Annotated in this window: 12 protein-coding genes; 3 read left to right on the top strand and 9 right to left on the bottom strand. The window is 66.4% G+C overall.

Annotation, left to right across the window (positions count from 1 at the left end):
• Positions 1–5 precede the first annotated feature (5 nt).
• The 9 genes from V4F39_RS23645 to V4F39_RS23605 form a co-directional block, all read right to left on the bottom strand.
• Positions 6–710: a TrbJ/VirB5 family protein gene (locus V4F39_RS23645; RefSeq protein WP_332292552.1), complete on the bottom strand. Its 705-nt coding sequence runs from the start codon at positions 708–710 to the stop codon at positions 6–8.
• Between the two features lie 21 nt (positions 711–731).
• Positions 732–1,829: a TrbL/VirB6 family protein gene (locus tag V4F39_RS23640; RefSeq protein ID WP_332292551.1), complete on the bottom strand. Its 1,098-nt coding sequence runs from the start codon at positions 1,827–1,829 to the stop codon at positions 732–734.
• 15 nt (positions 1,830–1,844) lie between these two features.
• A complete protein-coding gene (locus V4F39_RS23635) occupies positions 1,845–2,267 on the bottom strand; it encodes a hypothetical protein (RefSeq protein ID WP_332292549.1) in 423 nt (140 codons plus the stop codon).
• Complete coding sequence (locus V4F39_RS23630; protein ID WP_332292548.1) at positions 2,264–4,747, bottom strand: VirB4 family type IV secretion/conjugal transfer ATPase; 2,484 nt, start codon at positions 4,745–4,747, stop codon at positions 2,264–2,266. Before V4F39_RS23630 ends, V4F39_RS23635 begins: the two co-directional genes overlap by 4 nt.
• Positions 4,731–5,069, bottom strand: coding sequence for a VirB3 family type IV secretion system protein (locus V4F39_RS23625; protein ID WP_332292546.1), 339 nt, complete (start codon positions 5,067–5,069; stop codon positions 4,731–4,733). Before V4F39_RS23625 ends, V4F39_RS23630 begins: the two co-directional genes overlap by 17 nt.
• Before the next feature lie 8 nt (positions 5,070–5,077).
• Positions 5,078–5,389 carry a TrbC/VirB2 family protein gene (locus V4F39_RS23620; protein WP_332292544.1) on the bottom strand — a complete coding sequence of 104 codons (312 nt, stop codon included), beginning with the start codon at positions 5,387–5,389 and terminating at the stop codon, positions 5,078–5,080.
• Positions 5,386–5,874 (bottom strand): lytic transglycosylase domain-containing protein, encoded by a 489-nt coding sequence (locus V4F39_RS23615; RefSeq protein WP_332292542.1) that lies wholly within the window; start codon positions 5,872–5,874, stop codon positions 5,386–5,388. Before V4F39_RS23615 ends, V4F39_RS23620 begins: the two co-directional genes overlap by 4 nt.
• An 11-nt stretch (positions 5,875–5,885) precedes the next feature.
• A complete protein-coding gene (locus tag V4F39_RS23610) occupies positions 5,886–6,443 on the bottom strand; it encodes a hypothetical protein (protein WP_332292541.1) in 558 nt (185 codons plus the stop codon).
• 349 nt (positions 6,444–6,792) lie between these two features.
• Entirely contained in the window at positions 6,793–7,299 is a 507-nt protein-coding gene (locus V4F39_RS23605; RefSeq protein ID WP_332292540.1) for a GNAT family N-acetyltransferase, read from the bottom strand.
• A 134-nt stretch (positions 7,300–7,433) separates the two neighbouring features.
• Between V4F39_RS23605 and V4F39_RS23600 the strand changes: the two genes are divergently transcribed.
• The 3 genes from V4F39_RS23600 (at position 7,434) to V4F39_RS23590 (ending at position 13,977) form a co-directional block, all read left to right on the top strand.
• Entirely contained in the window at positions 7,434–8,267 is an 834-nt protein-coding gene (locus V4F39_RS23600) for an aminoglycoside phosphotransferase family protein (RefSeq protein ID WP_332292539.1), read from the top strand.
• 557 nt (positions 8,268–8,824) lie between these two features.
• Positions 8,825–12,511 (top strand): CHAT domain-containing protein, encoded by a 3,687-nt coding sequence (locus V4F39_RS23595; protein ID WP_332292538.1) that lies wholly within the window; start codon positions 8,825–8,827, stop codon positions 12,509–12,511.
• 23 nt (positions 12,512–12,534) lie between these two features.
• Positions 12,535–13,977, top strand: coding sequence for an esterase/lipase family protein (locus V4F39_RS23590; protein WP_332292537.1), 1,443 nt, complete (start codon positions 12,535–12,537; stop codon positions 13,975–13,977).
• Positions 13,978–14,380: the final 403 nt, after the last annotated feature.

Raw genomic sequence — 14,380 nt, 5'->3', positions numbered from 1 at the left:
CTCCGCTACGGCAGGTAGTCGGCGACCTTGCCGGTGCGGCCGAGCATCTGGTACTGGCGCTCACGGTCGCGCGAGCGGGCGATGCGCTCTTCGCTGTCGGCCATGCCTTGCAGCATCTGCACCTGCGAGACTTCGTGGGCAAGCAATGCGTTCTCGGCGCCGATGCGGGCCTGGATCTCCTGCACCGCCTTCTGGTCGGCGGTGGCGTTGATCTGGCCCATCAGCGAGTTGATCTGCGCCAGGCGCCCGGCCGCGGACTTCATCGCGTCCTGCAGCAGGCCCTTGGTCTGGTACGGGGCGGCCAGCGCGGCCTGGCAGCGCGTGCGCTCGGCACCGGCGAGGTCCATGCAGTTGTAGACCATGCCCGCGTCGCGCAGCGCCCTCGCGGTGCTGGTCAGGCCCGAATAGCCGCCGGTGTTGACGGCGTTGACGATCGTGTAGGCCTCGGCCGGCACGTAGTTGCGCAGCAGCGGGTTGTTGTAGACCTGGCCGAGGTTGCGGAAGCCGTTGATGCTGTTGAGCTGGTCCTGCAGCTGGGTGATTTGCTGAACCTGGTTCTGGATCTCGGTGATGTCGTTGAGCACCTGCTGAATGGTCTGCATCAGGTTGGCGACGTCGATCACCGGGATGCCGCCGGCGTGCGCCGGAGTCGTGCCGAGCGCGGCCGTGACGAGGCAGGCCGCGGCGGTGAGCTTGAAGCGGAAGCGCATGTGCATGCTCCTTGCGGTGGATCAGGCCCGGCCGCGCAACGCGGCAAGGCGGTAGGCGGCGGTGCGCGCCGCGGTGTAGCCCTGGCGGGCGAAGGCACCGGCGCCGGCAGCCATCGTTCCGGCGAAGCGGCTGCCGCTCGATGCAGCAGCGGCCGTCGCGCGGCCGGCCGCGTAGGGCAGGCCTACCCCGGCGCGGACGACGCCGCCTGCGCTCGCTCCGCTTCCGGCGCGTGCCGCTGATGCAGAACGCAGGCCCGACACCATCAGCGCGTTCTGGATCATCTGGATGCCCTGCTGCACGACGGCGCCGCCGGTGAGGGCCGCGGCGAGGCTCGGGGCCTGGAAGCAGATGATCGCCATCAGGAACATCAGCACGCAGTAGCGCGTCGCTTCCCCAAGCACGTTGAACGTTGCACCGAGAAAGCCGCCTCCGGCCTGAATCGCCGCGAACATCTGGTTCCCGACGAAGGTGCTGAGCCCCAGCGCAAAGAACGCGAACCAGGTCAGGACCACGGCGTTCAGGACCATCGATAGCCAGCTGTCAAAGAAGCGTGCCGTGGGCCTCCAGGCGAGGCACAGGACGAACAGCGGGCCGACGGCGATGACGAACGTCAACAGCAGCTTCGACAGCGTGACGACGAAGAGCGCGATGCAGAGGAACACCACAGAGCCGATCGAGAACACGACGGCCGCCAGGACGAGGTCGAGCCGGAACATGCCGGCTTCCTTCATGATGTCCGAGACCTGCGTGCTCGCGTCGTCGTTGAACTTGTCCAGCAGCGCGTAGGGCGTCGTCACCGTGTTCGGGTCGACCGCCGCCGGCAGGAATGTCGATGCCACGCCCATCGCCAGCGCGTTGGCGGTGTCGGCGACGTTGCTGATGTAGAAGCCCGACTGCAGCGCGAACGCGAAGACCAAACCGATCTTGAAGACCTTCCACATGAACACGGGCAAGGACTCCGAAACTTCGTTTCGAAGCACGGCCCAGCCGTAGAAGCCGACCCAGAGGGTCAGCGCGGTGAGCGCGATGGGCGCGATCGCAGTCATCAGCACCGACACGACGCCGAGCACATAGGTGTTCAGCACGGCATCAAGCTGCGATCCGACCCAGGTGAACACCGCTGATCTCCTTTGCTACTGAACGGCCGAGACCGGAAGGTTGAGCGGTGGGCGTACGTTCATGTCGACGCACTTCTTCTTGAGGTCCGGGTACTGACACCAGAGCCAGGTCGCGCCGCGCTTCGCAACCCACACCCGCGACAGCTGCTGCGACCCGTAGGTCGATTCGCGACACGTCGTCGGCCGCGCGAACGGTTCCGTGCATTCGCGCAGACCTCCGGCGGCTTCGACCATGTGCCAGGGCCCGGCGTGGCATCCGACGTTCGCTGCGCAAGGCTTGGCCTTGCTTGCCGCCGCCGACGAAGGCGGGGTCTCGACCTTCCTGGTGCCATCGGGCATCACGCGCACGGCCTCATTGCCCTCGACGACTTGCGCCGATGCGGCGCCCGCTACCACGACAAGTCCGGCGGCGACGACCATTGAGCGCGCGAACCTCATGCAACTCTCCTCGAGTTCCTGGACTTTCGATCCTGAACCTCGCGCAGCAGCACGGGAAGCCACTGTTGCGGATCGTTGCCGTGCCGTGCGCGGATGTCGTCGAGCAGCGCTACGTTGTCGGTCGTCGCGGACAGCACGGTGACGAAGTCGTCGAGGCCGGACAGGTCAAACTCGCAGATTGCGCTGGCATGCCCCTGCTTGACCAGGAAGCGCCGGCCGCCCTGCGCACCGAGGCTGCGCACGATGTCGTACTCGGCGTCGCTGAGCCCGAAACCTTCGACGTACTCCTCGCGCACCGCCTCAGGGTTGGCCAGGAAGATCTTGGTCACGCTCTGCTCGACCATCGTGCGGCCGATCGGGTGGCGCAGCACATCCGATGGGCTCTGCGTGTCGAAGATGCCCAGGCCGTTCTGCTTGCGGATCGTCTTCTGCTTCTGCTTGGCAAAGTCGCTGAAGATCGGATGGTCGAGCGCCTTCCAGAACTCGGAGATCACGTAAATGAGCCGCTCGCCGTTGACCACCTCTTCCATCACCTGCAGCAGGTAGAGCATCACCGGCGTACGCACCTCGGGCAGGTCGAGGAACTCGGTCGTGTCGAAGCCGATGACCGAAGCCCGGGCCAGCGCGCCGAGCCGGTCGTCGGCCATGTCGAACACCCACCCGAGCGCGCCGCCCTGGCACCAGCGGCCGAGCCGCTCGTAGAGGCTGTTCTCACCCGCCTTCGGCAGGTTCTGCCGCACCGTCGAGAACCGGCGCAGGGCCGTCGGCATCATCGCAACCGCTCTGACCGCATCGGCGATGGCCCGCTCGTCGGCTGGCATCAACGGCAGCGCCGGTGTCTCGATGCACGTCCGGATCAACTGCTCCCAGAATTGCAGCCGCGCGGGAGTCGGCTCGCGCTGCAGCGGGTTGCAGCCAGTGGGCTTGCCGGCTTCGAGCGCCAGGTAGCGCCCGCCCAGCGCGCGCATCGCGATCTCGCAGCCGCGGTCCAGGTCGAAGAGCACCAGCCGCGGAGCCGGGTCCCACTTGCGCGTCAGCGTCAGCAGGAACATCTCGAGCGTCGTCTTGCCGACGCCGGTGGAGCCGATGATCAGCGTGTTACCCGGCAGCTTCTTGTCGGCCGAGTCCTCGCCCTCCCGGCTGGCGTGCAGGTTCAGATAGAAGGGCTGCCCGGAGGGCGTGCGCATCAGCGCGAGCGCCTCGCCCCAGGGGTTGCCATCGCGCTTGCCGCGGGCAAAGTTGTGGCCGGCCGCCAGCGCCGCGAAGGCGCGCGACGACAGCTTCGCGTCCCGCGGTCGCCATTGCCAATTGCCCGGCATCTGCGCGAACCAGGCCGCGTCGGCGACCAGGTCCACCGGCGACATCTGCAGGCTCGACGCTTCGCCGATCGCGCCGATGGCCTGCGCAGCACGTCGGCCGGCATCCAAAACGTCGTCTCCGAAGACGACCAGGCTGTAGTGGTACTCGCCCATGCAGAACTGGCCGTCGCCGAGCTCGTTGAGCGCCACGTCCATCTCGGCGACCTGGCTCGCCACCACGTCGTCGCCGGCGATCAGCTGGTCGCGCTGCAGTTCGAGGGCGCGCATTGCCTCACGCCGCGGCAGAACCGAGAAACTCTGCGTTTCGATGAACTCGCTGGCTTCGTACAGCAGCGCGTTCAGGATGCCGGGCTGCACCGCGTCGGCGTACTCTTTGATGTCGACGAGAGCGGCGTAGCGCCGGCCATCGCCGTGCCGCAGTTCGAGCTTGTCGCCGCCGAAGGACAGGCGCGCGGTGGGGAGGATCCGGTACAGCGGGCCGGCGGTCATCGGGATCGGGCGCCTGCAACCGTTGACCAGATGGCCCAGGAACTCGGCAACTTCCGAGTACCGGCGTCCGCCTTGCTCGCGCACGCCCAGCAGTTCGGGACCGAAACCTCGAAGCACCCGTGCGACGAGCGCCGAGCGCTCTCCCATGACGCGCAGCGCGTCGGCCTGCGCCGCATCGATCGCCTCCCGCGAGCGCTGCCGCGACTGCAGTGCCCGGCTCACGCGCGATACGTTTGGCCGGTAGACGAGCGTCAGGTACAACTCGTTGGCCATCATCCGGTGCCGGCCGGGGCGGGCTTGGTACGCCATCGAGAGGTCGCGCGCAAAGCCCGGCTCGCGCGGATGCTCCAGTTCCTCGTGAACCACCCGGTGCAGCCGATGCATCCAGACGGCCCACTGGCCGCCGGCGAGGTTGCGCAGTAGGCTGCAAAGCGCCTCGTGACGCTCGGCGATGAGGTGCTCGTCGGCGCACTCGAACGGCACGCCGTCGAGCCGCCAGACCCGCAGGTAATCGCCGCCGCGGGTGATCACGTCGTACGGGCTGACGAGCGAAGAGAACGGGACGAAGCGCGCGAGCGGGTTCTCGCGCTGCGCTTGCTGCCAGTAGCGCGGCGACGACCGGGGCCGGGGAGACGCAGCAGCAGAGTTGGAGGCTCTAGACGTGCCAAGCATCGCAGACTCCACAGAACAAGGTGGGCGCATAGCTGCGCGCCTTCCAGAAGCGCCGGTTGCGGTCGTGCCGCCGCAGCCTGGTCGCGATGAACATCTGCCGGAAGCGCTGGTCGTCCTTCGCGGTGACGTAGCGCATCCATCCCAGCGCCGGGAAGACCGCTAGCAGCACCGCTAACGCGACCCACCAGCTCAGGAAGATGCCGCCCCACATGACGAGCAGCATGCCGGTGCCGAACAGAATCACCAGCGGCACGAGCGGGATGCCCAGCTTCATAGCCGGACGGGTCGCGCCCTTGTAGATGGCTTCGCCGAGCATCGTCATGCCGTGCCTCAGGTGACGATGTAGCTGGCGAAAGCCGCGGCCCCGCCGACCAGCGTGCCGCCGATCAAGACGTTCGCCACGTCGGCCAGGCGGGCACCCTGGAAGATCATCTTGAAGCCGGCCCAGATGATCGCAATCGTCACCACCGCGATCGAGATCGTTACCAGGATCGCGTTGACGTTGGTGACCGTCGTGTTGATCTTGTCGAAGCCCTGGGCGTGGGTGAGCAGGGGCGCCCACGCACAGAGCGCCATTCCGAGCGTCGCGGCGACCCCGCGTGCCCGCGCGCTCATGCGGTTGAAGCGAGACAGGCTTTTCACAGACGCTCCTTGCGGTTGGAGAGAGCGGAACCGGCAACCGATGCGCGGACGACCTTGTGCACGTAGCCGTGACGCAGGCCGGTCGTGAAATTGCCGCTGTAGTAGCAGGACAAGGCCTGACGCAGAGCGATCTGCGCCGCGCCGGTCGATGAAGCCCGCGCGTAGCACTCGCCGAGCACGGATTGCAGTGCCGTCAAGCTGGTGCACGGGTCGAGGGCAGTCCGCGGCGTGAGGCCAAGGCGCCCGAAGTTGGCGACGTTGATCTGCGCGATGCCGACGCTGTAGTTCCAGCCGGCTTGCCGCAACGCCGCGATGGTCGCGAGAGCCTCCGCTCGTGTGCGTGGCTGCCGTTCGAGCCGACCGCCGACGACGCCGATGGCGTACGGGTTGAAGCCGCTCTCGACGCTGGCGATAGCGCGGGCGGTGTCGGGATGGACCTGCGGCGCGCAGGCCAGCGCGAGCGCGAAGAAGACAGCGGCGTCCACGTCGACCTCGCTCAGGGCATGTCCGGCGCAGGAGGCGGCAGCGACGCAAGCCACGTGGCGTAGTCATCGTCGAAGCGCGTGTCCCAGGTGCCGAGCTGCGTCTTGGCGGCCGGGCTGAACTCGGTCACCGAGTCGCCGCCGAAGCTCCACCAAGTGCGCGAGAACGCGGCGCCGTTGATCGACACCGAGATGGCGCCGCTGTAGTCGCACTGGTATACCGGCGCGCTCTCGCTGTCGAACACTCGGGTGTACTGCGGCGGGCAGAACGTCGGCGCGTTCGACCAAGTGTGGTTGGCGTTGTTGCCTGCGCCCGACATGCTGCATGTCGGGAACGGCTTGCCGCGCGCGAGATCGCGGAAGAGTTGTTTGACCGGCGGCACGCACTGAGGGATCGCACGCCAGCTTGGCGCGGCCAGGCACAGCAACACCAGGCAGCCATCGACTGCGCGCGCCGGCGTGGGCAGGAGCGTGAGCACCGCGAACAAGGCGACGACACCCTGCCGCAGCACACCTTGACCGCGGGCCGATCCCGGATGCGCGGGGAGAACCGCGAGGGACTTCGTGTGCATGACGCTCTCCAAGGGCGGCGAGCATTGCGGGTCTGTTGCTCTGACGAGGACGCGCTCACCGTGGGAGCAATTTAGCCGCCGGTGCCTGCGATTGAACCGACGATTTCGAGCGTCAAGTCGCCGCCGGGACCGCGCTACGCGCCGACTGGATGGCATCATCTTCGGCGAGGCTGTCGGCATCGACGGTCAGCGCCTGCCTCTGGCAGGCCGGAATGACCGGGGCTTGCGGGTCTCGGTCGCCGGGCCGAGGGGCTCGGTGCCCCGTTCGCAGTGCGAAGCCGACGTTCGGCAATGGGTCGGCGAACTCACACACCCGGCCAGAAGCGGGCGTTCATGCCCTCGTCACCTGCTAGTCCGGGGTCCAGTACCAAAACAGCGCGGCCTCGGTAGAAGTTGGCGTCAGGGCTTGGTAAAGAAGCCGGTCGAACCCGCCCAGCACGAAGCCGCAGCGCTCGTACAGGCGGCAGGCAGGCATGTTCGTGTTCTGCGTCTCCAGTGTCACGCCGTAAAGCCCCAAGCTCTTGGCGCGTTCAGTGGCATGCCGAACAAGCGCCTTGCCAACTCCTTGACCGCGGAAGGCAACCCCGACGACCAAGTCATGTACGTAGAGATAGCCGTTCCAATGCGGCCCACATCGAAGTTCACCAGCAGGTTGATCCCGAAAAAAGGCTACATGGCATTCGGCTTCCGAAGGCGCATCGAGGGTGTAGCTCTTAAGGAATGGGTCCACTTGCGCTGCTTCCAATGTCAGCTTGCTGCCTTCGAAGCGAGGGCTCCCGATTTGCTCAACGAGAAGGCTTCGGTCCGCTGTGGTCCAACTTGGGGCGTCTTCATTGGAGACGCGCGAAATTTCCATCATGGCGAAATAATAAGGCCCGCGTCCAGGGAGGGCTGCTATAGGCGCATTGCAGCGGGTACTGTCGCCCAGAATATGACATTCGATGTGCCCAACGATGATCCTTACATTGGACCAACCAACAACTCAACTGCATGTCCAACCTTAACCTATTCGAGGCCTACCTCGAACGCTGGAGCGCGCAGCCGGACGGCGAGCCCTTCGCCACCCATGCCGGCCACCTGCTTCCGGTCCGTCTTTCCGGGCATTCGGACGGACGCCCGGCGATGATCAAAATCGCGCGGCACATCGACGAGCGGATCGGCGGCCAAGTGATGCGCTGGTGGGATGGCGACGGCGCGGCACGCATTTATGCCTATGACGAAGTTGCAGGCGTTCTGCTGATGGAGCGTGCTACCGGCTTGGGAAACCTGCTGAACATGGCTCTAGAAGGTGAGGACGACGCAGCCACAAGCATCGTATGCCGCACTATCGGTAGGCTACATGCGAATCGGCCATCGCCATCTCCGAGTGAACTCTTGCCGCTAACGCATTTCTTCAAGTCGCTGGCGTCAATGGCTCAACGCGAAGGCGGCTTGATGGCCGAGTGCGCGGTGGTGGCGGAAGCGCTACTGGGCTCGCAGCGCGAGCACGTGGTGCTACACGGTGATGCCCACCATAACAACATCCTCGATTTCGGCGAACGCGGCTGGCTGGCAATTGATCCCAAGCGCGTGACGGGCGAGCGTTGCTACGACTACGTGAACGTGCTTTGCAACCCCGATCTGAAGACCTGCATCGACCCGATGCGTTTTGCTAAGCAGGTTGACATTGTCGTTGACGCCGCCGGACTGGAACGCTATCGCCTGCTCCAGTGGGTAATGGCCCATGCAGCGCTGTCGGCCGCTTGGTTCTTGGAGGACGGGGAGCGTGACGCGGCCAACAATGAGCTGGCCGTAGCGCGTCTCGCCCGGCAGGCGCTGAGTTGAACGCGGAAAGCCTGCGGACGCGGACAGGTCTGCAACCGTCACCTGTTCCAGGAGGCGTCAAGGTGAGAAGCAGTGCTTTGAGTTCATAAGACTTTCCTGCCTTTTTGAGCCGCGCCAGGGTCCGCTCAGGGTCGTCTAGCGCCGCTCGGCGAGCGATGGCGAACGCCCGCAAACTTGCACGGAGCGGTCAACCAGGTATTTCACTGACCGCTGTCTGACGCATCGGAACCGCTCGTTGGCGTCGCCTCGGCGGTCGAGCCTGGCCATGGGCGGTCCCATGGGCGGTCCCACAGGTCGCGACCTCTTTCCGGGCCCCTAAACCAAGGCGAACGACAGGTTCCAGGCGAGCTACCGAGGCTCGGCGTCGGCTCGACCCGGCCAGAAGTGAGCGATCGGGGGCTGGGCGTAAGGCGGACGGTGTTAGGCTGCCTCCACCGTCTCGCTTGACGCGCTACCGCTCTCCAAGCGGCCCGCCGGAGCCCTCCTTGGCCTAACATACCTTCCGGGTCGACTCGGGAGCGAAGTACATGCGAGCTACGCGGTTGTGCCTACAAGTCATGGTGATCTCATCGGCTCTGGCATGTGGGGCATCGCTTTCTGTCTCCGACGCGCGTGCAGCCGATTGGACCAGCGCGTTCCACTCGGACGAAGCGGCATCGGCCTGCACGAAACTGATCGACAAGGCGCGCGAGGACAACCCCACCGAAGTCAGGCGGCTCGCCGATGCTTTGCAGCGCCTGGGACGCACGTTGACCACACCGGACGCTCGGGTCCTCACGCAGCTGTGCCGCCTCCAAGCGTGGTCGACACTGAGCACCACGGACCCACAACAGGTAGCGGCCTTGTTGCGAGATGCCCGGGCGGTGACGGGCACGACCGAACCTGTTCAGGATGCCCTCACACTGTCCGCTGCCGTCTGGGCGATCCACGACGAGGCTCCCAAAGCCGACATCGAAGGCGCGTTGGACGCGGCGTCCAAACTCGATGGGACCCGCCTCGATCGTGCGGCCGCCGTGCAAGGCCTGCGAGCCCACTGGGTCGTGTCCGACTTGACCAAGGTTGCCTTCAACCGAAGGCTCCGTTCGCAAGGACTCCTGCTCGCCAACGCAGCCATCGAGGCGTCTCACATCCGCTATGGCGCAGAGTCCGCGAACCTGGCGCAGTTGCGCGGTCGTCTTGCGCGCTACGTGATGGCGGACGATCCGCAGCTGGCTCGTGATTGGGGCGAGCAAGCCTTGCGAACCATCGCCACCGTTGAAGCGCGGGACCACACTGCCGTTCCCCTTCACATCAGCATCCCGAGCAGCCTGCTCGCCCGAGCCAACACCTTGGAGCTGGCCGAAGAGCGAGCTCACTGGTTGCGCCGTTCGCTCGAGGAAGCCACACGCGCCGCTAAGTCCACGGTCGACGCGGAGACCAGGGATGAACTCGTCACCGAATGGGCAGACCTCATCGAGTACCTCGGCGACATCGACCGGCTGCCCGAGCAGCGCACCACGCTACGCGAAGCACTGACCTACACGGCCACCTCGGCCGAGATGGCCCCGTGGCGCGCCAAGCTGCTGGTCCGGCAGGCTGCGTTGCACTTGGCGACGTCGGAAGTCGCAGAGGCACAGGCGAGCATCGATGCGCTGAAGACCTTGACGGCGAGGCCTTCGGCTGCGGCCCGCGACGACGCGTGGACCCGCCCCTTCCGTCAACGCGACATCCCACGCCTAGAACGCGCTCTGCGCACGCTGGTCGACGATGTCGCGACCTTCAACCCGTCGGCTCCCGCAGCACCGGTCGCTGAACCCATGATGTCCGCCTCGACCCCGTTCCGACCCGGCACGAACGTCTCGAAATGGCTCGACGAACTGGGGGCGACGGATCGGTACTACCAACCGGCGCACGTGGCGTACGCCTTCGACCAAGTGTCTCGTGGGAACGTGCCGCTAGGTCCGGACGACCGCTCCCGTGTCGCCGCAGCGCAGATCAAGTTTTTGGTCGCGGGCGGTGACCCAAGCGCTGCGGAGAAGATCGCCGCCGACAAGCGATGGACGCCACCGCCCATCGGCACAAAGTGGACTCGGCCCGACCAGGCCCTGTGGCTGGAAACCCTCGCGAGCCTGGCCGAGGCGCTCGGCAAGACCGACGATGCACTGGCCAGGTACGAGGAGGCCTGGGGATTCTGGCAGCCGAGCCCACCACCGCGCACCCTGGCCTTGCTGCTGCAGATGAGCCGGATCCAGAGCGGCCTGGAGCGAGAGCAGGCCCTGCAGGCGACGAACGAGCGCGTTCGGATGCTCCAGGTGCCAGCAGATCTGCAGCCGCTTCACGCGCTCATCGCTGCGGTGACGGCTGCACGGGTCAAGACGCTGCGTGTGCCGGAGGCAGCTAGGGCCGACATGGTGTCGACTCTGCAGACCTACGCCGGCGCAGACGCGCCTCGTGGCAACGCCGCTAGCCGCGCCGTGTTGCGCGCGCTCGACCGACCCGCCGCCGTGTCGTCGGCCGAACTCGGCGTGCTGCAGCAACTGCTGACGGACCTCGTGGCCTTGGACGACAGGCTCTGCGCCGCCGACCCGGACGACTCACTCAACCACTATGCAGGTCTCGCGACGACCAAGCTGCAACTGGACACGGCACTGCGTCGCGACACCTGGCAAGATCGCCTGAACCGGGCACGCGGCCTGTCGGGCGAACGCGACATGTTGATCGAGTGGGTCGTGCGGGCCTTCGAAGCGGGCAAGCCCGAAGCCGCATCGCTGCACTACGCCGCCCTCCAGGACCTCGAGAACCGGTCCGAGGACGTGTTGCCGCGTCCCGCGGTGTCGAGGAGCTACGCCGACCGCCAGCTCGCGTTGCTCGACGCTGCCGCAGCTGAGCGGGTGCTGATGTCCAACCGCCCCGAACGCATCAGCCAGTTGCTGGACAGTGCCTGGGTCAACGACAGCCGTGGCGGAAGTCTGAAGCGCCGTTCGGTCTACGGCCCAACCCTGGGCAGGACCATCCCGAGCCGCCCTGACCGCAAGATCGAGCTGCCTACATCGCTAGTGCACCTGCTGAGCTACGCCCCGATGCTGCAGGATGGCCAATGCAGCCCCGAGAACCTGAAACACCCCCAAGTGGCCGCCATCGTCGTTCGCGACCAACGGGTCGTATCCGTCCGGCGCGTGGGCGCCGTCGACGAGATCGAGCGACTGGCCGGCCAGTGGCTGGCGGCGCTGGACCGCTCATCGCAACCGTTCGTCGAATCAAGCGCGGGCGCGAGGCTCTACGACATGCTGCTCAAGCAAGCCGTGGGGGACTTGGGTGCGCAGGAGTTGCTAAACCTGCGCGTGGAGAGCGACCTGCCCGCCCTGCCGTGGTCGGTGATGCTTAGTCAGTACGCGCCGGCCCCAGCGACCACCGTCCCGGTGCGACTGCTGCCCTCCGCCACCATGCTCGAAGACCTGCTCCGCGCCCAGCCGACCCGCGGCCGGCCGATCGTCCTGGCCGCACCGGCGTTCGGGCCTGCGGCGCCGGGGACGGTTCCCCTCGACCCGCTGCATTGGTCGGCCCAGGAGGGGACCGTCGTGGCGCAGCGCATCAGCGGGAAGCTCTACAGCGGCGAGCAGGCGACGGCGCTGGAACTGCTGCGCGTGCGCCGACCGGCGATCCTGCACCTCAGCACCCACAGCCAATCGCAGATGTCCAAGGCCCTGCGCGATGTGGTCACCGACCGCCTGACCTCGGGTGGCGAGGACGCGGCGCGGGTGCTGCTGGCGATCACCGGCACGCGCGTCGCCCTGGCGAACGCGAATCGCCCAGGCCAGGGCCTGGCGCATGGCGGCGGCATCTCCGCACTGATGTTCTCGGTGCTCAACCTGAACGGCACACAGCTCGCCACCCTGTCAATGTGCAGCACCTCGATCGCCAGCGACCGCATCGGCCTGGCCGCACCAAGTTTGCAATGGGCCGCGCATCAGGCGGGCGCCAAGTCCGTCGTCGCCTCGCTGTGGGACGTGGACGACGAGGCGACCGCCGCCTTCATGTCCTTCTTCTACGATGCCGTGCGGCGAGGCACTGCACCGGCGCAGGCATTAGCTCAGGCGCAGGCCGCCTTCCGCACGCACCCTACCCGGCCCGATTGGCGCGCGCCGCGGCGCTGGGGTGCGTTCGTCGTGTCGGGGACCAACGAGGCGGTCCAGAATTGGTACACCGATGATATGGACCCGCCAGTCGAGCGGTCCGGCGCCGCCTCCCGGCTCGGTCGGGACTGAACCGTTCTCTTGGAAAGCACCGAATGACCGAGCGTTCGTCCCGCTACTTCAATCCCCGACCACCGTTGTGCGGCCGCCGCAGTCTGCTTGTGGCCTCGGCGTTGAGCGCAGCCGGCGTTGCATGGGGTCAGACCGCCAAACCTTTCACCGACCTGCTCATCGTGGTGCCCGGCATCATGGGGAGCACGCTGTACCGCGATGGCAAGCTTATCTGGGGCCTGAGCCCGCAGGCGTTCGCGCCCCTGCTGCAGGCCGGCAATCTGGATTTGGCGCATCTTCGCGACAGCAACGCAGCCGCGCCGGTCACTGTGGGTAAGCTGTTCGACTCCACGACGCTGATTCCCGGGTTCTGGAAGCTCGATGGCTATACCGAACTGAGGGACGGGCTGACCCGGGAGCTCGGAGCGAAACCCGGCGAGAACTACTTCGAGTTCGCCTACGACTGGCGCCGGGACAACCGCATCTCGGCGCGACTGCTGCGGGACCGCTGCCGAGAGTGGCTGAGCGCCTGGCAGGCGAAGTCCGGTAACGCAGATGCGCGGGTCGTGCTCATCTGCCACTCGATGGGCGGCCTCGTGGCGCGATATGCGGCCGAGGTGCTAGGCGCCCACGCTATGTTCCGCTGCATCTTCTCGCTCGGGACACCCTACCAAGGCTCTTTCGTAGCGCTCAGCCGCATCGTCAACGGCATGCTCACCGCCGGCCTGACTGAAACCGTCGCCTCCTTCGACAGTGTCTACCAGCTGATGCCGACCTACCCGTGTCTGGCGACGGGATCGGGTTTTGCGACGCTCGGGGACTCTGCCTTGCCGAGCGGGGGCATGCTGGACCCGAAGCGCGTCAAGGAGGTCGGGCTCGCATTCCACGAGGAATGCAATGGCGCGGCAAGGAAGCGACGCGAGCTCGGCGCGAAGGGCGTGCCGATTCATGTGATTCAGGCGAGCACCCATCGGACCAGTGCGCGAGGCCAGTGGGACGGGCAGAAGCTCCTGACCGTGGAGACTGTCCAGGGCAATCCGACGCTCGGTGATGGGACAGTCCCGGGTTTCGAGTTCGCGCAACCCTTGACCGGTGATGAGCCTGCGTCGGTTATGCATTGCAACCAGCTCCACGGTGCGATTCAGAACTACGACGCGGCCATCGATCACATTGTCGGCACGATCAAGTCTGGGATGCCATCGAGCAGGCGATCTGGACGGGTCGTGTCGATGCGCAGCGAAGATGTCGTTCGGGTCGGGCAGGAGTTTTTGACGAAGCTCGACTTCCAGGCAGTTCCGATGCAGGGGACGTCGGTCAGCGTGGTCGACGCGGCGAGCAATGTCGAGATCTCGAACACCGCGCTCGCGCCACGGGTGGGGCAGACGGCTTTTGATGTGCCGTTCAGGCTCGGGCGCGCAGGCGTCTACCGGGTCGTGCTCATCGAACGGGGTCGAACGGTGTGCAGTGACTTGATTGCGGCTGTCTGATCCGCGGCCAAGGGAGACCGAGGCCAGGCGCGCGCACATGCAGATGCCAGGTCCAAGAGATCACGAACGGCTGCTTCGTGGAAGCCGAGAGCGTGGAGCGGAGGCCAGGCCGTTGGGCAGGCCAGTAGAACTGCGAACGGCTGTTAAGGGTCGCCCAGCGCCGGTCGGCCGCGCGAGCTCACTGCCGGGAAGCTGACGCCCAAGTTGAGCTACCGGATGGCCGACATCCGCCGCCGGCAGCTTCCGACCCTCTGCTGCCGTTCGCGCTTTTGCAAATCAGCCTATCAGTCCAGCCCGCGCTCACCCTGAAGCGCCCCGGATTTCCAGGAGGCTCCCTCGTTTGAGATGATGGAGCCAAGATGAGAAGTTCGAAGTATTCCCCCGAGGTCCGTGAACGCGCGGT

It is taken from the genome of Aquincola agrisoli (genome assembly GCF_036621135.1).
Classification (GTDB): Bacteria; Pseudomonadota; Gammaproteobacteria; order Burkholderiales; family Burkholderiaceae_C; genus Aquincola; species Aquincola agrisoli.
Note: the sequence above shows the minus strand (reverse complement) of the source record. Positions and strands in the feature narration are given on the sequence as shown.